23 protein-coding genes and 1 pseudogene are annotated in these 23,169 nt (G+C 72.5%); 13 read left to right on the forward strand and 11 right to left on the reverse strand.

Annotated features, from left to right (window positions below; all coding sequences use genetic code 11):
- Positions 1-18: 18 nt before the first annotated feature.
- Together ACWGIF_RS03510 and ACWGIF_RS03515 are read left to right on the forward strand one after the other, a co-directional pair.
- Entirely contained in the window at positions 19-981 is a 963-nt protein-coding gene (locus tag ACWGIF_RS03510; RefSeq protein WP_453490391.1) for an electron transfer flavoprotein subunit alpha/FixB family protein, read from the forward strand.
- Positions 982-1,155: 174 nt separating this feature from the next.
- Positions 1,156-2,454, forward strand: a complete 1,299-nt coding sequence (locus ACWGIF_RS03515; RefSeq protein WP_453490394.1) for a DUF6986 family protein — start codon at positions 1,156-1,158, stop codon at positions 2,452-2,454.
- Positions 2,455-2,639: 185 nt separating this feature from the next.
- On the opposite strand, the gene ACWGIF_RS03520 is transcribed toward ACWGIF_RS03515, so the two are convergent.
- A complete protein-coding gene (locus ACWGIF_RS03520; protein WP_453490480.1) occupies positions 2,640-3,626 on the reverse strand; it encodes a LacI family DNA-binding transcriptional regulator in 987 nt (328 codons plus the stop codon).
- A gap of 189 nt (positions 3,627-3,815) precedes the next feature.
- On the opposite strand from ACWGIF_RS03520, the gene ACWGIF_RS03525 reads away from it, so the two are divergent.
- Positions 3,816-4,853 carry an NUDIX domain-containing protein gene (locus ACWGIF_RS03525; RefSeq protein ID WP_453490397.1) on the forward strand — a complete coding sequence of 346 codons (1,038 nt, stop codon included), beginning with the start codon at positions 3,816-3,818 and terminating at the stop codon, positions 4,851-4,853.
- 234 nt (positions 4,854-5,087) lie between these two features.
- On the opposite strand, the gene ACWGIF_RS03530 is transcribed toward ACWGIF_RS03525, so the two are convergent.
- The gene (locus tag ACWGIF_RS03530; protein ID WP_453490400.1) at positions 5,088-5,783 is read right to left on the reverse strand and encodes an MBL fold metallo-hydrolase; all 696 of its coding nucleotides are present in this window, start codon (positions 5,781-5,783) and stop codon (positions 5,088-5,090) included.
- A gap of 143 nt (positions 5,784-5,926) precedes the next feature.
- Positions 5,927-7,291: a M20/M25/M40 family metallo-hydrolase gene (locus ACWGIF_RS03535; protein ID WP_453490403.1), complete on the reverse strand. Its 1,365-nt coding sequence runs from the start codon at positions 7,289-7,291 to the stop codon at positions 5,927-5,929.
- Positions 7,292-7,472: 181 nt separating this feature from the next.
- On the opposite strand from ACWGIF_RS03535, the gene ACWGIF_RS03540 reads away from it, so the two are divergent.
- Positions 7,473-8,957 carry a geranylgeranyl reductase family protein gene (locus ACWGIF_RS03540; RefSeq protein ID WP_453490406.1) on the forward strand — a complete coding sequence of 495 codons (1,485 nt, stop codon included), beginning with the start codon at positions 7,473-7,475 and terminating at the stop codon, positions 8,955-8,957.
- 157 nt (positions 8,958-9,114) lie between these two features.
- Here the strand turns inward: ACWGIF_RS03540 and ACWGIF_RS03545 are convergent, their stop codons facing one another.
- Complete coding sequence (locus ACWGIF_RS03545) at positions 9,115-9,573, reverse strand: nitroreductase/quinone reductase family protein (protein WP_453490409.1); 459 nt, start codon at positions 9,571-9,573, stop codon at positions 9,115-9,117.
- Between the two features lie 158 nt (positions 9,574-9,731).
- Here ACWGIF_RS03545 and ACWGIF_RS03550 point away from each other — a divergent pair, with 158 nt between their 5' ends.
- The 3 genes from ACWGIF_RS03550 (at position 9,732) to ACWGIF_RS03560 (ending at position 12,113) form a co-directional block, all read left to right on the forward strand.
- Positions 9,732-10,430: a TetR/AcrR family transcriptional regulator gene (locus tag ACWGIF_RS03550; protein WP_453490412.1), complete on the forward strand. Its 699-nt coding sequence runs from the start codon at positions 9,732-9,734 to the stop codon at positions 10,428-10,430.
- A gap of 168 nt (positions 10,431-10,598) precedes the next feature.
- Positions 10,599-11,537 carry a spherulation-specific family 4 protein gene (locus ACWGIF_RS03555; protein WP_453490415.1) on the forward strand — a complete coding sequence of 313 codons (939 nt, stop codon included), beginning with the start codon at positions 10,599-10,601 and terminating at the stop codon, positions 11,535-11,537.
- A 66-nt stretch (positions 11,538-11,603) separates the two neighbouring features.
- Positions 11,604-12,113 (forward strand): hypothetical protein, encoded by a 510-nt coding sequence (locus ACWGIF_RS03560; protein WP_453490418.1) that lies wholly within the window; start codon positions 11,604-11,606, stop codon positions 12,111-12,113.
- 93 nt (positions 12,114-12,206) lie between these two features.
- Here ACWGIF_RS03560 and ACWGIF_RS03565 read toward each other — a convergent pair whose 3' ends face one another.
- Both ACWGIF_RS03565 and ACWGIF_RS03570 read right to left on the reverse strand, forming a co-directional pair.
- Positions 12,207-12,773 carry a GNAT family N-acetyltransferase gene (locus tag ACWGIF_RS03565; protein ID WP_453490420.1) on the reverse strand — a complete coding sequence of 189 codons (567 nt, stop codon included), beginning with the start codon at positions 12,771-12,773 and terminating at the stop codon, positions 12,207-12,209.
- A gap of 33 nt (positions 12,774-12,806) precedes the next feature.
- Entirely contained in the window at positions 12,807-13,448 is a 642-nt protein-coding gene (locus tag ACWGIF_RS03570; protein ID WP_453490483.1) for a TetR/AcrR family transcriptional regulator, read from the reverse strand.
- Between the two features lie 111 nt (positions 13,449-13,559).
- Here ACWGIF_RS03570 and ACWGIF_RS03575 point away from each other — a divergent pair, with 111 nt between their 5' ends.
- The 3 genes from ACWGIF_RS03575 (at position 13,560) to ACWGIF_RS03585 (ending at position 16,133) form a co-directional block, all read left to right on the forward strand.
- The gene (locus ACWGIF_RS03575; RefSeq protein WP_453490423.1) at positions 13,560-14,177 is read left to right on the forward strand and encodes a dihydrofolate reductase family protein; all 618 of its coding nucleotides are present in this window, start codon (positions 13,560-13,562) and stop codon (positions 14,175-14,177) included.
- A gap of 103 nt (positions 14,178-14,280) precedes the next feature.
- Entirely contained in the window at positions 14,281-15,081 is an 801-nt protein-coding gene (locus ACWGIF_RS03580; RefSeq protein WP_453490425.1) for a VOC family protein, read from the forward strand.
- A gap of 158 nt (positions 15,082-15,239) precedes the next feature.
- The gene (locus ACWGIF_RS03585) at positions 15,240-16,133 is read left to right on the forward strand and encodes an N-acetyltransferase family protein (protein ID WP_453490486.1); all 894 of its coding nucleotides are present in this window, start codon (positions 15,240-15,242) and stop codon (positions 16,131-16,133) included.
- 99 nt (positions 16,134-16,232) lie between these two features.
- On the opposite strand, the pseudogene ACWGIF_RS03590 reads toward ACWGIF_RS03585, so the two are convergent.
- The 3 genes and pseudogenes from ACWGIF_RS03590 to ACWGIF_RS03600 form a co-directional block, all read right to left on the reverse strand.
- Positions 16,233-16,984, reverse strand: a pseudogene (locus tag ACWGIF_RS03590) (helix-turn-helix domain-containing protein); the annotation flags it as partial.
- Between the two features lie 166 nt (positions 16,985-17,150).
- A complete protein-coding gene (locus ACWGIF_RS03595; RefSeq protein WP_453490488.1) occupies positions 17,151-17,402 on the reverse strand; it encodes a DUF6332 family protein in 252 nt (83 codons plus the stop codon).
- Positions 17,403-17,493: 91 nt separating this feature from the next.
- Positions 17,494-18,237: a maleylpyruvate isomerase family mycothiol-dependent enzyme gene (locus ACWGIF_RS03600; RefSeq protein ID WP_453490428.1), complete on the reverse strand. Its 744-nt coding sequence runs from the start codon at positions 18,235-18,237 to the stop codon at positions 17,494-17,496.
- A gap of 37 nt (positions 18,238-18,274) precedes the next feature.
- On the opposite strand from ACWGIF_RS03600, the gene ACWGIF_RS03605 reads away from it, so the two are divergent.
- Together ACWGIF_RS03605 and ACWGIF_RS03610 are read left to right on the forward strand one after the other, a co-directional pair.
- A complete protein-coding gene (locus ACWGIF_RS03605; RefSeq protein WP_453490431.1) occupies positions 18,275-18,946 on the forward strand; it encodes an alpha-ketoglutarate-dependent dioxygenase AlkB family protein in 672 nt (223 codons plus the stop codon).
- Between the two features lie 43 nt (positions 18,947-18,989).
- Entirely contained in the window at positions 18,990-20,249 is a 1,260-nt protein-coding gene (locus ACWGIF_RS03610; protein ID WP_453490434.1) for an ROK family protein, read from the forward strand.
- Between the two features lie 309 nt (positions 20,250-20,558).
- On the opposite strand, the gene ACWGIF_RS03615 is transcribed toward ACWGIF_RS03610, so the two are convergent.
- The gene (locus tag ACWGIF_RS03615; protein ID WP_453490436.1) at positions 20,559-21,104 is read right to left on the reverse strand and encodes an ATP-binding protein; all 546 of its coding nucleotides are present in this window, start codon (positions 21,102-21,104) and stop codon (positions 20,559-20,561) included.
- Between the two features lie 198 nt (positions 21,105-21,302).
- On the opposite strand from ACWGIF_RS03615, the gene ACWGIF_RS03620 reads away from it, so the two are divergent.
- Positions 21,303-22,448: a PLP-dependent cysteine synthase family protein gene (locus ACWGIF_RS03620; RefSeq protein WP_453490439.1), complete on the forward strand. Its 1,146-nt coding sequence runs from the start codon at positions 21,303-21,305 to the stop codon at positions 22,446-22,448.
- A gap of 196 nt (positions 22,449-22,644) precedes the next feature.
- Here ACWGIF_RS03620 and ACWGIF_RS03625 read toward each other — a convergent pair whose 3' ends face one another.
- Entirely contained in the window at positions 22,645-23,133 is a 489-nt protein-coding gene (locus ACWGIF_RS03625) for an SRPBCC family protein (RefSeq protein ID WP_453490442.1), read from the reverse strand.
- Between the last annotated feature and the right edge of the window lie 36 nt (positions 23,134-23,169).

Genomic DNA, 23,169 nt, shown 5'->3' on the forward strand with positions numbered 1-23,169 from the left:
TAGCAGGAGAGCAGTCCCATGGCTGAAGTTCTCGTCTACGTCGACCACGTGGACGGCGCCGTCCGCAAGCCCACCCTCGAGCTGCTGACGCTGGCCCGCCGCATCGGCGAGCCCGTCGCCGTCGCCCTGGGCGCCGGTGCCGACGCCACCGCCGCGGTGCTCGCCGAGCACGGCGCGGTCAAGATCCTCACCGCCGACGCCCCCGAGTTCACCGAGTACCTCGTCGTACCGAAGGTGGACGCGCTCCAGGCCGCGTACGAGGCCGTCTCCCCGGCCGCCGTGCTCGTCCCGTCCTCCGCCGAGGGCAAGGAGATCGCCGCGCGCCTGGCGGTCCGCATCGGCTCCGGCATCATCACCGACGCCATCGACCTGGAGGCGGGTGACGAGGGTCCGGTCGCGACGCAGTCCGCCTTCGCCGCGTCGTTCACCACCAAGTCCCGCGTCTCCAAGGGCACCCCTGTCATCACGGTGAAGCCGAACTCGGCCCCGGTCGAGGCCGCTCCGGCCGCCGGCGCCGTCGAGGCGCTCGCCGTCACCTTCGGCGCCCTGGCCACCGGCACCAAGGTCACCGGTCGCACCCCGCGCGAGTCGACCGGCCGCCCCGAGCTGACCGAGGCCGCGATCGTGGTCTCCGGCGGCCGTGGCGTCAACGGTGCCGAGAACTTCCACATCATCGAGGAGCTCGCGGACTCCCTCGGTGCGGCCGTCGGCGCCTCGCGTGCCGCGGTCGACGCCGGCTGGTACCCGCACTCCAACCAGGTCGGCCAGACCGGCAAGTCGGTCTCCCCGCAGCTGTACATCGCCTCCGGAATCTCGGGCGCGATCCAGCACCGGGCCGGCATGCAGACCTCGAAGACCATCGTGGCCATCAACAAGGACGCCGAGGCCCCGATCTTCGACCTCGTCGACTACGGCGTGGTCGGCGACCTCTTCGCGGTCGTCCCGCAGCTGACCGAGGAGATCAAGACGCGCAAGGGCTGACCTGCGCTTCTCTCCGTAGCTTCGCTTCTCCGGGGCCGTGTGGTGATTGTCACCGCGCGGCCCCGAGTCGTTTGTCCAGGACGGCGGAGGGACCATTGACGGAGCGGAACCCCGTGGCTAAATTCTGCTATGCGGATCTAAGCTTCCGTGAAGCGGAAAAGAGGAGAGTGCACGATGGGTCAGCAGGAGAAGGTGGCGACGAGCCTCGCAGGCGCGGTCAGCGAGGGCATCAGCGCCTCCCTCGCGCCGGTGGACGCGGAACTCGCGCGCCACTACCCGGGCGACCCCGGCACCCGGCAGCCCATCCACACGGTTTACGTGCCCGGTGACGTCTTCGCCGCGGACACGATCCGCTCCTGGGGCGACCAGGCCCTCGCCGCGCTCGACCAGCACGCCCCGGACGCCGCCACCTTCGCCACGCTCCTGGGCATCTCCGACGAGCTCGCCGTACCGGTCTACGACCGCGTCCGCGCCAAGCTGCAGCGCGAGCCCGTCGAGGACCTCCGCGTCGACTTCGAGGACGGCTTCGGCGTCCGCTCCGACGAGGAGGAGGACCAGGCCGCTGCCCGCGCGGCGCGCCTCGTCTCGGAGGCCTTCTCCAACGGCACCAACGCCCCGTACATGGGCATCCGCATGAAGTGCATGGAGTCCAACGTCCGCGACCGCGGCATCCGCACCACCGACATCTTCCTCTCCGGGCTGCTGGAGCACGGCGGCCTGCCCGACGGCCTCGTCCTCACCCTCCCCAAGGTCACCTACGCCGAGCAGGTCAGCGCCTTCGTCAAGCTGCTGGAGGCCTTCGAGACGGCCCGCGGCCTGCGCCCGGGCCGGATCGGCTTCGAGATCCAGATCGAGACCAGCCAGTCCATCCTGGCCTCCGACGGCACCGCCACCGTCGCCCGGATGATCGAGGCCTCCAAGGGTCGCGCCACCGGCCTGCACTACGGCACCTTCGACTACAGCGCCTGCGTCGGCGTCTCCGCCGCCTATCAGGCCAGCGACCACCCCGCGGCCGACCACGCGAAGGCGATCATGCAGGTCGCGGCCGCCGGGACCGGCGTCCGTGTCTCCGACGGCTCCACCAACGTGCTGCCGATCGGTACCACCGAGAAGGTCCACGAGGGCTGGAAGCTGCACTACGGCCTCACCCGCCGCGCCCTGGCCCGCGCCTACTACCAGGGCTGGGACATGCACCCGGCACACCTGCCGACCCGCTACGCGGCCGTCTTCACCTTCTACCGCGAGGGCCTCGAGGCCGCCGCCGCGCGCCTGAAGGCGTACGTAGCCAAGATCGAGGGCGACGTGATGGACGAGCCCGCCACCGCCAAGGCCCTGGCCGGCTACCTGGTCCGTGGCCTCGACTGCGGCGCGGTGGGCGCCGAGGAGGTCACCGCCCTGACCGGCCTGACCCGGGCCGAGCTGGACGCCTTCGCGATCCCGCGTCGCTCGGCGACGCTGACGGCGACCGCCTGACCCCGACGCGCCCTACGGCCCGGCCCCGGAGCATCGGAGCCGGGCCTGGGCCGCTCTCCCTCCTCATCGGCGGCGTGCTCGGCCACCTCGGCGGGATCCCGCCCGGGCGGTCCGTGCCCGCCGGGCTGACGGCGGCCGGTGGCGCTGCCGCTGTTCCCGTCGTACCGCGGCTGCTCCGGTATCCGTCAGGGTGCGGGCGGGAGTTCGCCCGAGCCGCGTGCGATCAGGCGGGTCGGGAGTTCGATGCGCGACGTCGGGAGCGCGGCCCCCGCCAGGCGCTGGAAGAGGCGGTCCGTGGCCACCCGGCCCAGCGTCGCCGGGTCCTGGGCGACCACCGTCACGCCGGGGCGGAGCAGGTCGGCCAGCTCGAAGTCGTCGAAGCCGACCAGGGCCACCGGCCGCTCCCGGCCGGCGAGGATCCGTACCACCGTGACCGTCACGCGGTTGTTGCCGGCGAAGACCGCGGTCACCGCCTCCGGACCCTCGAGCATCGAGTTCGTCGCCGCCGCGACCCGGTCGGGGTCCGTCGAGCCGAGGTTGACCCAGGACCCCTCCACCGGCAGGCCCGCCTCCGCCATGGCCGCGCGATAACCGCGCAGGCGTTCCGTCGCCGTGTGGATGCGGGGGTGGTCGCCGATGAAGCCGATCCGGCGGTGGCCGCCCGCGATCAGGTGGGCGACCCCGTTCCGGGAGCCGCCGAAGCTGTCCGACAGCACCACGTCCGCGTCGATCCGCCCGGCGGGGCGGTCCACGAACACCGTGGCCACGCCGGCCCGGATCTCCGGCTCCAGGTAGCGGTGGTCGTCCCCGGCCGGGATCACGATCAGGCCGTCCACCCGGCGGGCGCACAGCGCGAGCGCCAACTCCCGCTCGCGCTCCGGGTCCTCGGCGCTGGAGCCGTTGATGAGCAGCGCCCCGTGCGCGCGGGCCACCTCCTCCACCGCCCGGTTCAGCGGACCGTAGAAGGGGTCCGCGAGGTCTTCCAGGACCAGGCCCACGGTGGCGGTCCGGCCCTTGCGCAGGACGCGCGCGCTGTCGTTGCGGCGGAAGCCCAGCGCGTCGATCGCCTCCTGGACCCGCTTCTCGGTCTCGGGGGTGACGCCCGGCTCGCCGTTGACCACCCGCGACACCGTCTTCAGGCCGACGCCCGCCCGGGACGCCACATCCTTCATGGTCGGCCGGTTGCCGTAGCGGGGCTCGGACGGACGGCGGTTGAGGGGCACGGTGGTGAATCCTCCGGGGCTCTCGGGCAGGGCTGTGACCTTGAGGATAAGCACACGGCCGAGAGTGAGGTTTCCGTGGCAGGGTGGTGCGGGCAAGGCACTGGGGGCTCCGGACGAGCCATGGGGAGAGGGGTAGACGTGATTGTCTGGATCAACGGCACATTCAGCGCCGGAAAGACCAGCACGGCCCGCGAACTGACCGGAATCCTGCCGGACGGCACCCTGTTCGACCCGGAGTTCATCGGTGACGCGCTGCGCGTGCTGCTGCCGCCCAAGCGGCTGGCGGAGGTCACCGACTACCAGGACCTGCCGAGTTGGCGGCGCCTGGTCGTGGACACCGCCGCGGCGATGCTCGCGGAGCTGGGCGGCGTGCTCGTCGTGCCGATGACGCTGCTGCGCCAGGAGTACCGGGACGAGATCTTCGGCGGGCTGGCGGCGCGGCGGATACCGGTGCGGCACGTGCTGCTCGCCCCTGCGGAAACGATCCTGCGGGAGCGGATCGCCACGCGGCGGGAGCCGGGGGAGCCCGAGGAGGTGGACCGCCGGGTCCGCCGGTGGGCATACGACCACATCCCGGTCTACCAGCAGGCCCTCGGCTGGCTCACGGGGGACGCGCACGTCATCGACAACGGGAACCTGACCCCGCGGGAGACGGCGGAGCGGATCGCCGAAGCCGTCCGCTCGGAGGCGGCGCGGGTCTGCGACATCGTGCAGACCCCGGAACCGACGCGGGAGACGGTGGCGGCCGGCGTGCTGCTCTTCGACGAGCAGGACCGGGTGCTGCTGGTGGACCCGACGTACAAAGCGGGCTGGGAGTTCCCGGGCGGGGTCGTCGAAGCGGGCGAGGCGCCGGCGGGCGCGGGCGCGCGGGAGGTCGCGGAGGAGCTGGGTCTCGTACTGGACCGGGCGCCCGGGCTGCTGGTGGTCGACTGGGAGCCCCCGCAGCCGCCCGGGTACGGGGGGTTGCGCCTGCTCTTCGACGGGGGCCGCCTGTCGGCAGAGGCGACGGCCCGGCTCCGGCTGCCGGGTCCGGAACTGCGGGCCTGGCGCTTCGTCACGGAGGCCGAGGCCGCCGGCCTCCTCCCGCAGCACCGTCACGAACGCCTCCGCTGGGCCCTGCGCGCCCGGGAACGCGGACGCCCGCTGTACCTGGAGGCGGGCACCCCGGTCGGCTGAACGGCGTCAGAGCGGACGCATGCGCGGACCCGTGCGCGGGCGTGTGCGTGTGGCGTGTGCGTTGGCGTCCGCGCGTGGATCCGCGCTGGGAACCGGGTGTGGGTCCGTGCCTGGGCCGCGCGGGTATCCGGCATTCTGTTCGACGGGTGATTCACGGGATGCGACTGTGACGGGTACCCTGCAGGCCCCCGGACACGGGCCCCCTCCGACGGATCGTGGGGACGGGCCGGGCGCTCAGGAAGGCGTCTCTGCGGCGGCCTTGGCCAGGGCGGCCGCCGTGTCGACCGTCAGCGGATCGCCGTGGCCGAAGCAGGCGATCGAAGGGGCGAGCCCCGCCAGGTGGTGGAAGGAGTCGATCGCACGGGCCCGGTCCACGTTGAAGACGCCCAGCATCAGCGGCCCGACCGCGGCGATGCAGTCGCCGGTGAACAGCACGCCGTGGCGCGGGAGGTGGACCCCGATGCTGCCGTCCGTGTGGCCCGGGGCGTGCACCACGTACGCTCCGTCCCCGAAGCCCAGCGCGTCCCCGTCCTCCAGCTCACGGTCGACGCGGGTGGGCGGGGCCTCGGGGACGGTCATGCCGTGCGCGTACAGCGGTATCTCCCAGTCCAGCAACACCGGTTCGGGAACGGGCCGCTCGCCTCGGATCACGGGCGCGTCCAGGCGGTGCGCCAGTACCCGCGCGCCCCAGCGGGCGGCGAGCTCACCGGCCGCACCGACGTGGTCGCGGTGGCAATGGGTGAGGACGATCCGCTCCAGCCGCTCGGGCAGCAGCCCGAGGGAACGTATCGCCTCCTCGATCCCGGCGGCGGACTCGACGTTGCCGGCGTCGATCAGGGTGAGGGCCTCGCCGTCCTGCCAGAGATAGGCCTGACCGATGGGGAAGCGGAGCATGTGGAGCCGGTTCGGAAGCACTTCTACAAGATCCATACGGCGAACGTACGCACGGCCCACCGCCCCGTGCACGTGACTTCACCGGGAGCGCAGTACGCCCAGGGCGCACTGCGCCCTGGGCGTACACACACGCGGGCGGATCCGGGCCGCGGCAGCCGCCTCCCGAAACCCGGATCGGTTCAGGCGCGCCGGGACTCCGCGTAGTTGACGAGGAAGAGGGCCTCCGCCACCGACAGGCGCTCCAGTTCTTCGGGCGACACGCTCTCGTTGACCGCGTGGATCTGCGCCTCCGGCTCGCTCAGCCCGATCAGCAGCATCTCCGCGGCCGGGTACAGCGACGTCAGCGTGTTGCACAGCGGGATCGACCCGCCCATGCCGCTGATCTGCATCTCCTGGCCGGGGTACGCGTCCTGCAGCGCCGCCCGCATCGACGCGTACGCCGGGCTGTCGGTGTCCGCCTGGAACGGCTGGCCCTGGCCGACCACCTCGAGTTCGAGGCGCGCCTTCCACGGCGTGTGCGCCTCCAGGTGCGCCTGCAGCAGCTTGACGGCCTCGGCGGTGTCCGCGCCCGGCGGCACCCGCAGGCTGATGAGCGCTCCGGCGCTCGCGTGAACCGACGGCGTCGCGCCGACCACCGGCGGGCAGTCGATGCCGAGGACCGTCACGGCCGGCCGGGCCCACAGCCGGTCCGCGATCGTGCCGTCGCCTATCAGTTCGACCCCGTCCAGGACCTTCGCGTCGGCGCGGAAGTCCGCCTCCGAGTACTGCAGGCCGTCCCACACCGCATCCGAGGCGAGCCCGTCCACGGTCGTCGAACCGTCCGCGGCGCGGAGCGAGTCGAGCACCCGGATGAGCGCGGCCAGTGCGTCGGGGGCGGCGCCGCCGAACATGCCGGAGTGAAGATTGCCGCCCAGCGTGTCGATCTTCACCTTGAGCAGGCACATGCCGCGCAGGGTGGCCGTCACCGTAGGCAGGCCGAGGCGGAAGTTCCCCGCGTCGCCGATGACGATGGTGTCGGCGGCCAACAGCTCCGGGTGCGCCTCGGCGTACTGCTGGAGGCCGCCGGTGCCCTGCTCCTCGGACCCCTCGACGATCACCTTCACGCTCACCGGCACGCCGCCGTTGGCCTTCAAGGCCCGCAGCGCCAGCAGGTGCATGATGAACCCGCCCTTGCAGTCGGCCGCGCCGCGCCCGTACCAGCGGCCGTCGCGCTCGGTCAGCTCGAAGGCGGGAGAGATCCAGGCGGCGTCGTTCAGGGGCGGCTGGACGTCGTAGTGCGCGTAGAGCAGAACGGTCGGCGCGCCCTGGGGGCCGGGCAGGAAGCCGTAGACGGACTGGGTGCCGTCGGGGGTGTCGAGCAGCGCCACGTCCTGGAAGCCCTCCACGCGCAGGGCATCGGCCACCCAGTCGGCGGCGGCCCGGCTCTCGCTCTGCGGGAACTGCGCCCAGTCCGCCACCGACTGGAAGGCCACCAACTCGGTCAGCTCCTGCTTGGCACGGGGCATCAGCGAGGCGACGGTCTCGGCGATCGGATTCCGGGGCATGGGCACGCTCCTTTTGGGTGCGACGTTGTTCTTTGTGTACGCCGCCCGCATCCGCGGGGTGTGCGTATGCCGGGTACGGCGAAAGACAGTCCCGATCCTCGCACAGCAGGGCGAGGCGGCGTCTCGCCGTAGGATTTCACCGGCATCGGAGCAACCGGGTGATCAGGAGCGGCAACACATCGTGAGCAGCGACGACGACGTACGCGACGCAGGTGCGGACGCAGGTGCAGGTGCAGACGCAGGCGTGGGCGCGGGCGGGGACGCAGGCGCAGGCGCAGAGGCGGGCGTCGGCATGGGCAAGGGCGCGGAGCGGGCCGCGCGGGACGCGGGCGACGAGGCGGCCCGGGAGACGGCAGCGGCTGGAGAGGCCGGGGAAACCGGGGAGGCGGGGGAGACCGCTGGTGCCGGGAAAACGGCTGAGCCCGAGGACACCGGTGAGCCCGAGGACACCGGTGAGACCGGTGAGGTGTGGGATGTGGTCGTGGTCGGAGCCGGACCGGCCGGCTCCTCGGCCGCGTACGCGGCGGCGACGGCCGGGCGGCGGGTCCTGCTGCTGGAGAAGTCCGAACTGCCCCGCTACAAGACCTGCGGTGGCGGCATCATCGGCCCTTCGCGCGACGCCCTGCCCCCGGGCTTCGTCCTGCCTTTGAAGGACCGCATCCACGCGGTCACCTTCTCGATGGACGGCAGGCTGGCCCGTACCCGGCGCTCCAAGCAGATGCTCTTCGGACTCATCAACCGGCCGGAGTTCGACGCGGGACTGGTCGCCGAGGCCGAGAAGGCGGGTGCCACTGTCCGTACGGGTACCGCCGTGGCCCGGGTCGAACAGCACGGGGCGGCCGTCCCCGACCGGCGCACCGTCGCCGTGGTGCTCGCCGACGGGGAGACCGTGCTGGCCCGCGCGGTGGTCGGCGCGGACGGCAGCGCCAGCCGGATCGGTGCGCACGTCGGCGTCGAGATGGACCAGGTGGACCTCGGTCTGGAGGCGGAGATCCCCGTTCCCGAGACGGTCGCGGAGGACTGGAAGGGGCGGGTGCTGATCGACTGGGGCCCGCTGCCCGGCAGTTACGGCTGGGTCTTCCCCAAGGGCGACACCCTCACCGTCGGGGTCATCTCGGCCAAGGGCGAGGGCGCCGCGACCAAGCGCTACCTGGACGACTTCATCGCCCGGCTCGGGCTCGCCGGTTTCGAACCGGCCGTCTCCTCCGGTCACCTGACCCGATGCCGCAAGCCAGATTCGCCGCTCTCGCGCGGCCGGGTGCTGGTGGCGGGCGACGCGGCCGGACTGCTGGAGCCGTGGACCCGGGAGGGAATCTCGTTCGCGCTGCGCTCGGGGCGGCTCGCGGGGGAGTGGGCGGTGAAGATCTCCGAGGCGCAGGACGCGGTGGACGCGCGCCGCCAGGCCCTCAACTACGCCTTCGCGGTGAAGGCCGGGCTGGGCGTCGAGATGGGGGTCGGGAAGCGGATGCTGACCCTCTTCGAGGTTCGGCCGGGGCTGCTGCACGCGGTGATCACCGGCTTCCGTCCGGCGTGGAGGGCCTTCGCGCGCATCACGCGTGGCGCGACGACGCTGGCCGACCTGGTCCGTACGTACCCGCTGGCCCGCAAGGCCCTGCAGGTGCTGGACGCCCGCCAGGAGGCGGCGCGGAGCGGCGGCCGGGGGTAGGGAGTCGTGCGCGGGGCCGCGGGGTGGGGGGTGCGACGGTCGTCATGGATCCGGCACTCGACCACCCCGGGCCCGTGGGGCGGAAGGCTGCGGCGGCTTGGCGGCTCGGCGGCTTGGCTGAGCGGTCGGGACGGCCGCCGTCCGCCGTCCGCCGCGGTCAGTTCGACACCGTGATGCGGAAGACCGGGTGGTCGCCGGAGGCCGCCCGGAGCTCCGCCTCGGAGGACTTCGCGGTGACCCCCTGGAAGAACCGGTTGACCTCCCAGCCCCACTTCTCCAGGTAGGTGCGCAGGACGGCGGCCTTCTGGACCGGATCGGTGATCTCCGTGACGGTGAACGTGCGCACCTTGCGGCCCACCCGCAGCTCGCCGCCGCCCGCGACCCGCATGTTGCGGACCCACTGGGAGTGCCCGCGGGCCGAGACCAGGTACTGGGCGCCCTCGTACGTGTGGGGGTTGACCGGGATCCGCTGCATTTCGCCGGACGTGCGGCCGCGGACCGACAGCTCGGCGCTCCCGGCCAGGCTGATGCCGAAGCGGGCGAGCTTGCCGAAGAGCGCGTTGAAGCGCGTGGCGAAGGGGCCGGCCTGGACGTAGTACGGGGTGGGAGCGTTCATCGTGACCTCCGGGGCCGATTTCCACTTCTGTGAGAGCACTGCTCTCGCTTGAGATCAGTGTGCACGGATCGATGCACCAAAGCAAGAGCGGTGCTCTCTTATTAGGTCGGCGCTCTCTTTTTTGGGCACTGATCCTCATGCGTGGCACACTGATCCGCATGAACACCGTGCGAGGGGCCAGGGAACGGGCCCGCACCGAGGTCACCGCCGCCATCAAGGGCGAGGCGCGCCGCAGACTCGCGGCCGAGGGCGCCGCCAAGCTGTCCCTGCGTGCCGTCGCCCGCGAGCTGGGCATGGTCTCCTCCGCCCTCTACCGGTACTTCCCGAGCCGCGACGACCTGCTCACGGCGCTCATCGTCGACGCGTACGACAGCGTCGGCGCCGCCGCCGAGGAGGCCGACGCCCGCGCCCACGCCGCCGGGGCCGCGCCCCGTGCCCGCTGGATCGCGGTCTGCGAGGCCGTCAGGGCCTGGGCACTGGAGCACCCGCACGAGTACGCGCTCATCTACGGTTCCCCGGTTCCCGGCTACAGCGCGCCCGTGGACACCGTCGGCCCGGCCTCCCGGGTCGGCAACGCCTTCATCGGCATCCTGCGCACCGCCTACGAAGGACGCGGCCTCGCCCTCCCCCCGCTGCCGCCCGAGCTGCGTCCCGAGGCCGACCGGATGACCGCCGACTTCGCCGAGGGTCTGCCCCCCGCGGTCACGGCCGCGCTGGTGGCCGCCTGGGCGCAGTTGACGGGTCTGGTCTCCTTCGAGCTGTTCGGCCAGTTCAACCGGGTCGTCGAGGACCGCGCCGCCTTCTTCGCGCATGCGGCCGGCCAGCTGGCGTACGGGGTCGGGCTGTCCGCCGTATGACGCAAGGGCGGGCTGAGGGCCGGCCCGCCCCCTCCCGGAGTTCACAACATGAGGTGATGACTCGCTCGTCAGTTCCTCACACCAATGCGGGCGGTTCAGCCTTGAACGATGGGCCGCCCGTCTAGTGTTCCTCGGGTCGCCCCCCTGCCGCCGCCGGAGGAAACGTTCATGCCCCGCGCCGTGAAGGCCCTGTACGCCGTTCTGGCCATCGCCTTACTGGCCGCGCCGGCGCCGGCCCTCACCGCGTCGGCGCGCGACGCACCCCCAGCCGCCACCGCCGGCCCGCCCCCCACACCCCGGACGCCCGGCGTACGGGGCCTGGAGATAGGCGTCCCCGCGTACGTCTGGGCGAACGACCGCATGCTGACCGACCTCACCACCACCGGCCCGGCCGCCTCGGTGGTCGTGCTGAACCCGGGCAACGGCGACTCCGCGTTCGACGCCCCCTGGCGGGCCCGCGCCGACGCGCTGCGCGGACGAACCACCTCCACCGGCGAGAAGACCAAGGTGCTCGGCTACGTCCACACCGACCACGGCAACCGCGACATCACCGCCGTCGAGGCCTCCATCGACAACTACCTCAGGACCCCCGACGGCCGCCTCCACGTCGACGGCATCTTCTTCGACGTCGTCAGCCGCGACTGCGGCCCGGCCAACGCCACCCGCGACCACTACGCAGAGCTGCGCCGCTACGTCCAGGACGCCATGAACGCCGTAGACCCGGCCGCGCCCCACCTCGTCGTCAACAACCCGGGCACCGCCATAGCCGACTGCTACCTCGAACCGGGCCGCCGGACCGCGGACATCTTCGTCACGTACGAGGACACGTACGCCGCGTACACCGGCGCCGGCTGGCTCGGCGGCAACGTCTTCGACCACCAGTCCGGCTACCGCGCCGGCACCGAACTGGACCCGAGCGGCACGGCGTTCTGGCACCTGGTCCACGACGTGCCCGACGCGGAAGCGATGCGCGCCACCCTCCGCACGGCCTTCGCCCGCGGCGCCGGCTACGCGTACGCGACCAGTGCCGTCATGCCCAACCCCTGGAACGCGGGCCCGACCTGGAAATACCGAGCCCAGACCACTTATGCGGCCACCCTCGGCTAGGCACGCCCCACGGGTGCCTCAGAAGCGGATCACACCGCGAGGCGAGCGAAGGGACGGGAGTGCCGCATGACTGCTCCCAGCATTGACGACGAACCCCCCGAGCACCGGCGCTACGCCGACTACCTGCAGGCCCTGGAGGTCGTCCCGGAGGCGGACGAGGCCGCTCTGCTGGCGGCCGTCCTGCGCGACGACTGCGTGTCGATGGCGGAGTCCGCGGTGAACCGCCACACGGAGCGCCGGGCTGCTGAGCTGCTGACCGATTCCCGCTTCCCCGCCTGGGCCCGGATGATGGCCACAACCATCGGGGACCGGGCCTTCCTCACCTGCCGCCTGCGCGAATGGACCCTGCTCCGAGCGATCGCCCTGGACGAGCCGTGGACAGCCGAGGAGCTCACCAGCGCATCCGACTGGTTCCAGCGCACAGCCGTGGCCGTGGAGTTCGTCATCTCACCCGACGCCCTCAGCCTCCTCGCCGAGCGTGGGCGCACCCGGCGCGTCCGCAACGCGGCGAGCCGCCGTGTCCAGGCATCCCACGGCCACATCAAAGCGCATGCCGACGCGATCCACCCGTCTTGACTCACCCCGTACACAGCTCGCGCCGTCGGCGTCCTCGGAGACCGTCATGTGCCGCAGTGGTGCGTGTGGCCGGTGGAATGTGCGCTCGACGAGCTACTCGATGGTGTGAGGCGGCTCGTACGGGGTGGCGTACATGACCTGCTCCGCACCCCACTCCACGAAGGTGTCGATCAGTCGCATCCCGATGGACTCGAGCAGCCGACGTGAACGCTCGTTGGTCTTCTGGGTGACGGCGACCACCTCGGGCCGCTGGGGTGTCACCTGCTCCAGGGCCCAGCTCACTGCGACGGCGACCGCCTCCCTGCCATACCCGCAGCCCCAGTGCTCCGGCAGCAGTTGATACGACACCTCCGTCCGGCCGTTTCGGGTTGAGCATGGTTGGACCGACACCAGGCCGACCACGGACATGTCCGTCGCCCGGACCACGCTGAACACACCGAAGGCCGCGACGCATCCCTCCTCTCGGGCGCGAAGCGCCTCCCCAGACACAGGCCCACCCAGATAGCGGCGGACCTCGGCGTCCGTCCAGAGCCGCGACACGGCGGCGACGTCAGCGCGCTCGATCGGACGCAAGACGAGGCGGTCCGTGCTCAGCGAAACGGGCCAAAGGGCAGGGGTCGATGACGAAGGCATGCCACTGATCTTCACATCGGAGGGCATGGCAGCGTGATCCCGGGCGATGCGGCGGTGTCATCAGGCCGCGGTGGACGGCCCGTTGCTCAGGGCTGCGCCGAGGAGGGCGCGGAGGTGGTCGGCCTCCGGGATCAGTGTGGCCTCGATCTGGTCGTCGGTCCGGCCGGCCAGGGTGAGTTCCTGGATGCGCCGGAACAGCAGTCGGTCGGCCGCGGCGATCAGGGCCGCGGCCGCCCGGGGTGCGATGGGCGGAACCGGGTCCGGGGCGGTGTCCGGGGTGGCGGCGGCGGTCAGGGCTGCGGCCAAGGCCTCCTCCCGCTGATCGTGCAGTTCGCGCAGCCTGGCGGTGAGGGTGGGGCTGTCGGCGACCATGCGGGCGAACGCGGGGCCGGTGAAGCCGACGACCGGGCTGTGTTCCAGCAGGGCGGTGCGGAAGGTCCGTCCCAGGGCGGTGAGCGGTTCTTCGTCGGGGCCGCGCTCGGCGACGGTCCGGGCCAGGCCCTGGGTGAACGCCTCGTGGTGGTCGAGGGCCAGGTCCTCCTTGCGCGGGAAGTAGTTGGTCACCGTCTTCTTGGCCACGCGGGCCGATGCGGCGATCTCGGCGATGGTGGTCTGCTCGAAGCCCTGCTCGATGAAGAGCCTGGTCGCGCAGTCGGAGATCAGTTGCCTGGTCTCCTGCTTCTTGGACTCACGGAGTCCCATCTCGGTAGCCATGGAGCAATCTTACATCCGTAGCAAATTTAGGCTTGACGGCTTGGGAGGTCCGACCTAATCTTACGTCCGTCGCAAAATTCGCCTGGTTAAAGGAACTGGATGCGCAAGCTCACCTACTTCGTCGGCACCACCATCGACGGCTTCATCGCCTCGCCCGACGGCGAGTTCGACTTCTTCGCCCCGTGCCTCACCGAGGACTACGTGCCGCACTTGGCCGGCGAGTACGCGGATGCGCTGCCGACCCCCGGCCGCGCCGCCCTCGGTGTCGCGGACGCGCCCCTGGCCCGCTTCGACACCGTGCTCATGGGCCGCGGCACGTACGCCCCAGGCATGGCCGCCGGCCTCACCAGCCCCTACGCCCATCTGAGGCAGATCGTGCTCTCCCGCTCGCTCACCACCAGCCCGGACCCGGCCGTCGAAGTCACCGCCGAAGAACCGGTCGCCCTCGTCCGCAAGCTCAAGCACGAGGACGGGCTCGGGATCTGGCTCTGCGGCGGCGCCGATCTCGCGGGCCAACTGCTCTCTGAAATAGATGAGTTGATCGTCAAGCAGTACCCGATCGTGGCCGGCACCGGCATTCCGCTCTTCCGTGCGGCCTTCTCGCCGCGCACCTTCCGGCTCACCGGCAGTCGTGTGTTCGAGGGCGGCAACCTCGTCCTGACCTATGCGAGGGACGCCGATGCGAGCGGGAACCGTTCCTCGGCGCCCCGCGCGTGATGCACCGCCGGAACGCGCAACACACCCGAGCCGCTCACACCCCCGACTCCCAGGAGACGCCCTGAACGTCACCACCTCCACCCTGTCCCTCACCGTCGCCGACGTGGACGCCTCGCGCGCGTTCTTCTGCACCCACCTCGGCTACGAGGTCGCCATGGCCGCCGACGGCTTCGCCTCCCTGACCCGCGGTGACGCCGCCGCCGACATCGTGCTGCTCCGCCGCGGAACCGAGGTGCTCCCGGCCGATCAGCGTGACCGGCAGGCCGGCGGCCTGATCCTGGCGCTCACCGTCGCCGGCCTCGACGCCGAGGAGCGGCGGCTGCGTGAGGCCGGCGCGCCGATCACCATGCCGCTGCGCGAAGAGCCCTGGGGCGAGCGGCTGTTCCAGCTGACCGACCCGAACGGGATCGTCGTCCAGCTCGTCGAATGGGTCACCCCCGACGAGACCCAGCCGAACGACGAGATCGAGCAGATCGAGCAGATCGATCAGGTCGAGCAGACGGATCAGTCCCAGGAGCCAGAGGTGGCCGCCGTGCGCGTGATCATTCCCACCACCGAGAACGTCACCGAGTCCCCGAACGCTCGTATGACCGGCCTGGCCGCTCCGAGCCGGGGCAGTACGGAACTGAGCACCTGGACCGTCGCGATGGAGCCGGGTCAGACCGGCCCCGAACACTCCATCAGCCGCGAACAGGTTTGGACGGTGACCGCGGGCGTCCTGCACGTCACCTGCGGAGGCCGCACCGACGAGATCACGGCCGGGCAGACCTTGATCCTCCCGCCGGACGTGCTCCGCCAGGTCCACGCCCCGCAGGCGGCCGAGGCCCACGTCGCCATGCGCTTGGACGGGGTGGCTTCCGTGCCCGGTACCGAGGGCACCCGCGTCCTGCCCTGGGCCAGCTGAAGGCCCGTGCCGGGTCCCCGGCGCCGAGTGAGTCCCGCCCCGCGCCCGTCCTTTCCGCCCGTAAGGGAGACAGCTTGTCCGTACGCATGACCGCCGAGACCGCCGAGACCGCCGAGACCGCCGAGACCGCGGTGACTGCTGACACCGCCGACACCGACATGACCGCCGAGACCGAGATCGTTCTGGCCGCGTTGGCCGAGCCTGAGGAGACGTCCTCCGGCCGCCGCCTCGTCTGGCTGGCCGCCGGCCCTGACGGCCGCCCCCTCGGGTCAGCCTCCCTGCGGCTGTTCTCCCGCGACGGGCAGCGCCACGTCGCCGAACTGGACGTCCAGGTCCATCCGGCCGAACGACGCCGGCGAACGGGCTCCCTCCTGGTCGACGCGGCCGTCGCGGCCGCCCGCCAGGACGGCCGACGAGCTGTCGTGTCCCAGGCCGAAGCCGGCTCTCCCGGCTCCGCGCTCCTCCTCGCCTGCGGCTTCCGCGCCGCGCTGGCCCTGACCTACGCCCGCCTCGAGCTCGCCGACGCCGACCTTCCCGCGCTCACCGCCGTCGCCGAACAGCCTCAGGCCGCTTACCGCCTGGCGGCGTGGGAGGGAATGGTGCCCGACGCGCTCGCCGACACCTACGTGGCATCGCGCCGGGCCATGGACGACATGCCGATGGGCGCGGTCGACTACGGCACGGTGGTCTGGGACCTCGAACGGGTGCGGGAGGCCGCCTCGGCCGTCGCCGCACGGGGGGACGTCCTCCACACGGTGGCGGCCGTCGACCGGTCGGACGGTGCCATCGCGGGCTTCACCGAACTCGTGGTCCCGGGCAGCGGGACGGGCGACGCCCAGCACTACGGCACGGCGGTGCTGCCCGAACACCGCGGCCGCGGCCTCGCCCGCCGGATGAAGGCCGCCTCGATCGTCCGGGCCCGCGAACGCCACCCCGGCCTCGGCGGCCTGCTGACCGACACCGCCGACAACAACCCGTACATGCGTCGCGTCAACGACGGTCTGGGCTATCTCCCGATGCACACGGCCCACGAGTATCAGCTCGACCTTTAGGCGAACTCCCGCCGGGGCGGCCCGTTTCGTCGGCAGTCGGCAGTCGGCAGTCGGCAGTCGGCAGTCGGCAGTCGGCAGGCGTCGGTCAGGCCCGGTCCGTCAGATCGCCGAGGTGGGAGTGCGGTGACCTCGGAAGGTACGCCGGTAGACGTCCGGCGGCACGCCGAGGGCGCGATGGAAGTGTCGGCGCAGAGTGGCCGCCCTGCCCATGCCGGTGCGGGAGGCGATCAGTTCGATGCTGTCGTCGGTGGTTTCGAGGAGTTCCGGTGCGCGGTGGATGCGCTGGGTGTGCAGCCAGCGCAGGGGAGTGGTGCCGGTGGCGGCGGAGAATCGGCGGGTCAGATTCCGGGTGCTCATGTTCACCTGGCGGGCCAGGTCGGGCACGGTCAGCGGCTCGTGCAGCCGGCCGCTCACCCAGTCCAGCAGGTCTGCGAAGGCGTGGCCGGTGTCGACGACCTGCGGTGCGGCGATGAACTGTGCCTGGCCGCCCGCGCGGCGGGCCGGGACCACCAGCCGGCGGGCCAGCTCGTTGGCGACCGCCGCTCCGTGGTCGGCGGTGACGATGTGCAGGCACAGATCCATCCCGGCGGCCTTGCCGGCCGAGGTCAGCACGCCCCGGTCGTCGATGTAGAGGACGCCCGGGTCGACGCGTACGCCGGGGTAGCGGGCGGCGAGCGCGGCGGTGTGCTCCCAGTGCGTGGTGGCGCGGCGTCCGTCCAGCACTCCCGCGGCGGCCAGCACGAACGCCCCGTGCACAGGGACACGAGCCGGGCGCCGCGGTCGTGGGCCGCGCGCACGGCGTCCACGAGACCGGCAGGCGGGTCCGCCTCGGCGTCGGCGCAGGCCGGGACGGAATCCGACCTGCCCGGCCGGCCACGGCGTATCCGTCGTCGGCGTGCGGACCGGTTCGAACAGAACGGCTCAGGCCGGCGGCCGTCCGCCCCCCGAGGCCCGTCCGGCTGACGCGGATCCGCCGGGGTATCCGCCGTGGGTCTCCGCCACGGGCGGCGTCGAGGCTCAGTCGCCGTCGTTCTCCGGACGGCGGGCGAAGCCCCGGAGGACGTGCGCGATCCGGAGCACGAACACCACCGCCGCGACGCCCGCGCCCGCCAGCGCCAGCACCCGGCCCGTCGCGGGGGAGAGGGAGAACGCCGGCGCGGGGCCGTACACCGCGCCGAAGGCGAGGGCCGCGGCGAAGCAGGCGCTGACGAAGGCGTAGCCGATCTCGATGGTGATCGCGTCCCGGTCCGCCTGCGTTCGCCGCCCCATGCGTGCAGTGTCACAGCGCCCACTGGCCGTCACAAGGGCGCCCTGCACCGCGCACGGCCTCCGGCACTCCGCCCGCCCGCCCGTACCCGGTTCAGATGCCCGCCGTCTCCGTCCACAGCCGGGCCAGCGCCAGGTCGCCCGTCACTCCCGGACCCGCGAGCGGGATCCGGTTCCACAGGGCCGCGTACAGCCAGGCCGCCTCTTCGGTCAGTTCGCAGTCGGCCGCCTCGCCCGTGTCGCCCGAAACCGTACGGGCCGGCGCCGCCGACAGGTGTACGGTCCACGCCGCGCCCGTGTCCGCCGCCCGGACCCGCAGCACCCGGGGCTCCGGGGTCCGCACCCGGCTGCGCGGCCGCGCGTGGAAGCCGGTCAGCAGCTCGTCCACACCGTCCTCCGCGAACTCCGGGTCCAAGGGCGAGAACACCACGCCGCGCGCCGCCTCCGCGTCCATCCGGTGCACGGCGGTCTCATGGGCCTGGCGCCGCGCCCAGAACGCCAGCGGCGACGGCGGGGCGGTCGGGAGGAACGTCCAGCACTGCACGTCGGCCGGGGCCTCGGTCAGGGTGCGCACCAGGTCGGCGTGCCCCTCCCGGAACCACGCCAGCAGCTCGCCGCCGGTCAGCTCCGGCGCGTCCGGGAAGCCCACCGGCTCCAGGCGCCGCTCCGCGACGTACCCCGCCGCCCAGCGGTGCACCGACCCGGTGTGCCGCAGCAGGTCGGTGACGCGCCAACCCGGACAGGTGGGAACGACGGCGTCCGTACCGGCCTGTTCCGCCACGTCGGCGAGCAGCTCGCCTTCCCGGGCCAGGTTCTTCACATGCTCGTTGATCTCCATACCGGGAGTCTTATCAGCCCGCCCCGACAATGGAGAGATGGACGGTGAACTCTTCCCGCGCGAGCGGACCGTGATCGCTCCCGGTGCCGTGCACGTGCCCGGCTGGCTCGGGGACGCACGTCAGGGCGAACTGCTGGCGGCCTGCCGCGCGTGGGCCCGCCCGCCGGCCGGGCTGCGCACCGTACGCACGCCGGGCGGCGGGGTCATGACCGCCCGGCAGGTGTGCCTCGGCCTGCACTGGTACCCGTACGGATACGCCCGCACCGCCGTGGACGGGGACGGGGCGCCGGTCAAGCCGATGCCGGGATGGCTCGCCGAGCTGGGCCGGGAAGCGGTGGCCGCCGCGTACGCGGACCCGTACGAGGAGCCGTCGGCGCCCACGGAGACGTACGCCTACGACATCGCGCTGATCAACTTCTACGACGGCGACTCCCGCATGGGGATGCACCGCGACGCCGAGGAGAGGTCACCGGCGCCCGTGGTCTCGCTCAGCCTCGGCGACACCTGCGTCTTCCGCTTCGGGAACACCGTCTCGCGCGGGCGCCCGTACCGGGACGTGGAGCTGCGCAGCGGGGATCTCTTCGTCTTCGGAGGTCCGAGCCGTCTGGCCTATCACGGGGTGCCGAAGGTCCTGCCGGGCACGGGCCCGGCGGGGCTCGGGCTGACCGGCCGCCTCAACATCACACTCCGCGTCGGCGGGCTGGACTGAGCGGCGGCTCCCGGCACCCTCCGATCATGCGAGGATCGATGCCATGAACGGCAACGGGGCCCCGCCGCGGGTGGGGGATGTGACCACGCCATCCGCGTCCACGACAGCCACGCGGACCAGACTGGAACGGGGTCGCGGCGCGCTCGGACCGGCCCTGGAGCTCGTCCACACCGGCCGCGCCCCGACCCGCGCGGTCCTGACGGCCGAGCTCGGTGTCACCCGCGCCACCGCCGGGGCCGTCGCCGCCGAGCTGGAGGCGCTCGGGCTGATCCGCGTCGACTCCCGCCCCGGAGGCGCCGGCGGCACCCAGGGCCGCCCCTCGCACCGGCTCTCGGTGGCCGAGGACGGCCCGGTGGCGCTGGCCGCCCAGGTGCACTCGGACGGCTTCCGGGCCGCCCTGGTCGGCCTCGGCGGCCGGATCGTGGCCACCGCGCCCGGAAAGGTCACCGTCTCCGCCGACCCGGCGCAGGTGCTCGGCGCGGTGGTGGAGGCGGGCGCGGACCTGCTCGAGGAGAGCGGCCGCCGCTGTGTCGGCGCGGGGCTCGCGGTCCCGTCGGCGGTCGCGGAGCCGGACGGCACGGCGCTGAACCCGCTGCACCTGGCCTGGCCGGCCGGTTCTCCCGTACGGGACATCTTCGCGGAGTGCGTGAAGGCGGCCGGGATCGACGGCCCGGCGCTGACCGGGAACGACGTCAACCTCGCGGCGCTGGCCGAGCACCGGCACGGCGCGGGGCGCAGCGCGCAGCATCTGCTGTGCGTGGCCACCGGGCACCGCGGGGTCGGCGGGGCGCTGGTGCTGGACGGCCGTCTGCACAGCGGGAGTTCGGGCCTCGCCCTGGAGGTCGGCCACCTCACCGTGAACCCCGAGGGCCGGGCCTGCCACTGCGGCGGCCGCGGCTGCCTGGACGTGGAGGCGGACCCGCTGGCCTTCCTCACCGCGGCGGGGCGCAGCGCCGGGCCCGAGGTGTCACTGCTCCAGCAGGCCCGTGACCTGCTGCGCGACGAACCCGCGGAGCCGGCGGTACGGGCGGCCACGGAGGAGCTGATCGACCGGCTCGGCCTCGGCCTCGCGGGCCTGGTGAACATCCTGAACCCGGACCGGATCATCCTGGGCGGGCTGCACCGGGAGCTGCTGTACGCCGACCCGGAGCGGCTGCGCGCGGTGGTCGCGGACCGCAGCCTGTGGGGACGCAGCGGCGGTGTGCCCATCCTGCCGTGCACCCTGGACCACAACAGCCTGGTCGGCGCGGCGGAGCTGGCGTGGCAGCCGGTGCTCGACGACCCGCTGGGAGCGTTGGCCTGAGCCGGGAAGCACCCGGGCCGGTCAGGAGGCAGGGGCAGGCACGGCACGGGCGTGGGGCAGGCGGCCGGGGGACCCGGCGGTAGGCCCCCGGCAGGCAGGCGGCCGGAAGACCTGGCGGTGGGCCCCCGGCAGGCAGGCGGCCGGAAGACCTGGCGGTGGGCCCCCGGCAGGCAGGCGGCCGGGAGACCTGGCGGTAGGCCCCCGGCAGACAGGCGGCCGACCTGCCGGTGGCCCCGGTAGGAGGTCGGCGCACCTGGTCTGCCCCCGGCACGCCGACGGCGCCCGGGGGCCGACATGCGCCGCGGTCGGTCACCCGGGCCGGACGCCGACCGGCGAGGCCACCGGCAGACCCGTGGCGACGGGCGGATCGACGGCGATGACCACCGTGCGCGCGGGTTCTCGTACGGGTTCGGACCCCATCCGCACCGGGTGGGGCGGCGGCGCCGGGGCGGGGGCCGCCGTGAGCGAGAACCACACGGCCTTCCCCGGTCCGTCGGGCTGCTGCCGTGCGCCCCAGGCCTCGCTGAGGGCCGCCACGAGGGCGAGCCCGCGCCCGCAGGTCTCCAGCGACTCCGCCTGCGGCGGGTGGAGCACCGGAAGCCGTGGATCGCTGTCGATGACCGAGACCGTCAGGCGCCCGAGACGGAGTTCGATCTCGACCGTGCAGGTCTTGTCCGGCTGCGCATGGCGGTGGACGTTGCTGAGCAGCTCCGTCACACCGAGCGCGGCCCGGTCGATGAGCGGATCGAGCTGCCAGTGGCGCAGTTGTGCCGAAACGATTCTGCGGATTTGGCCGATCCGCGACGGCAAGGCCTGCAGTTCGACGACGCAGTGCCTGCGGGAATGACTGATCACGGCTGCGACTCCCCGACATGAGTGTTACGGGTGCTGCACCCTCGGTAATGCTCCACCAGGGTCACCCACGGTGCCGCACAGTGCAACCGAACGCGATCGAAAGGGATCCGCATAGAGACCCAAAGTGACTGTTTGTGCAGGTGAGCGAGGTACATTGCGAAAGCAGGGGGCAAGTACACCCACGAAGGAGCGCGGCGCATGAGCACCACCGGCACGACCAGCACCACCGGTACGACTGGCACGACCATCGACGTCGATCGCAGCGACGTGGAGTACCGTGCCTGGCTGAAGGAGGCCGTCCGCAAGGTCCAGGCCGACGCCAACCGCTCCGCGGACACCCACCTGCTGCGCTTCCCGCTCCCCGAGGCGTGGGGCATCGACCTCTACCTCAAGGACGAGTCCACGCACCCGACGGGCTCCCTCAAGCACCGCCTCGCGCGTTCGCTGTTCCTGTACGCGCTCTGCAACGGCTGGATCCGCCCCGGCCGCCCGGTCATCGAGGCGTCGTCCGGCTCCACCGCCGTCTCCGAGGCGTACTTCGCCAAGCTGATCGGTGTTCCCTTCATCGCCGTCATGCCGCGCACGACCAGTCCGGAGAAGTGTCGCCTCATCGAATTCCACGGCGGCGCATGCCACTTCGTGGACGACTCGATGAAGATGTACGAGGAGTCGGCCGAGCTCGCCGCCCGCACGGGCGGGCACTACATGGACCAGTTCACGTACGCGGAGCGGGCCACCGACTGGCGCGGCAACAACAACATCGCGGAATCGATGTACCAGCAGCTGAAGCTGGAACGTTTCCCCGAGCCGGCCTGGATCGTGGCGACCGCGGGCACCGGCGGCACCTCGGCGACCATCGCACGCTACGTGCACTACATGCAGCACGACACCCGCATCTGCGTCCCGGACCCGGAGAACTCCTGTTTCTTCGAGGGCTGGACCCACAACGACCCGGACGCGAGCAGCGATTGCGGCTCGCGCATCGAGGGCATCGGCCGACCGCGGATGGAGCCGAGCTTCGTGCCCGGCGCCATCGACCGGATGATGAAGGTCCCGGACGCGGCGAGCGTCGCCGCATGCCGCGCGCTGGAGACGGCCATAGGACGCAAGGCGGGCGGTTCGACCGGCACCGGCCTCTGGAGCGCCCTGAAGATCATCTCGGAGATGGTGGCGGAGGGCCGCACCGGCAGCGTCGTCACCCTGCTGTGCGACCCGGGCGACCGCTACCTGGACAAGTACTACTCGGACGAGTGGCTGGCGGCGCAGCGGCTCGACATCGCCCCGTACGCGAAGACCATCGAGACGCTGCTGACGACCGGGGTCTGGCGCGAACCGTCCGCCTGACCGCCCGTATCACGGGCGAAACGCTCCTGGCAGCCGACAAAGCACTCCAGCTCGCGGCGAGTCGACTCACCGGGAGGAGGCCGGCGCCGGCGACCAGAAGAAGGTCACGAGCAGCGAGGAAGAACTCGGCGCCGGCGGGCGCCGTCGCCCCGGCTCCGCCCGAGCCCGGGCCCGCCCCACGTGCCCCCTTCGACGGCTACTGATCCGCCCCGCGCCGAGCGGTGAGCCGCCGGTCCAGGTTTCGGACCGCCGCGCGGAACGAGTGGCCCAGGGCCGGGCGGGCGGCGGTCAGGCCGAAACGCAATGGGGCCGAGCCGTCCGCGGCGAAGGTCCAGCGGACGCGGGTGCCGGAGCCGGCCGGCGTCAGCCGCCATTCCTCCAACAGGGCCCGGAAGCCCGGAGCGTTGGTCGTGTCGACGCGGTACGCGTAGCGCTGCTCGGGATCCGCGGCCATGATCGTCTCCTGGAAGCGCACCCCGCCCGCCAATCTGACCTCGCGGCCCGCACCACCGTGCGTGGGGCGGGCCAGGGTCACCGCACCGAACCAGCGCGGCCAGCCCTCCACTTCTTCGGCGAGCGCCTGGTACACGGCCTCGGGCGGCGCCGCGGCCTCGGTGGCGAAGACCAGCCGGACCGGCGCGTCGTCGATGAAGTCCAGCCCCACCGGGCGGAGTCGGCGAGCCATGGCGGTACCCCCTGGGTGAGGTTCTGAACGTGCGTG

This window comes from Streptomyces sp. NPDC054849 (assembly GCF_053610945.1).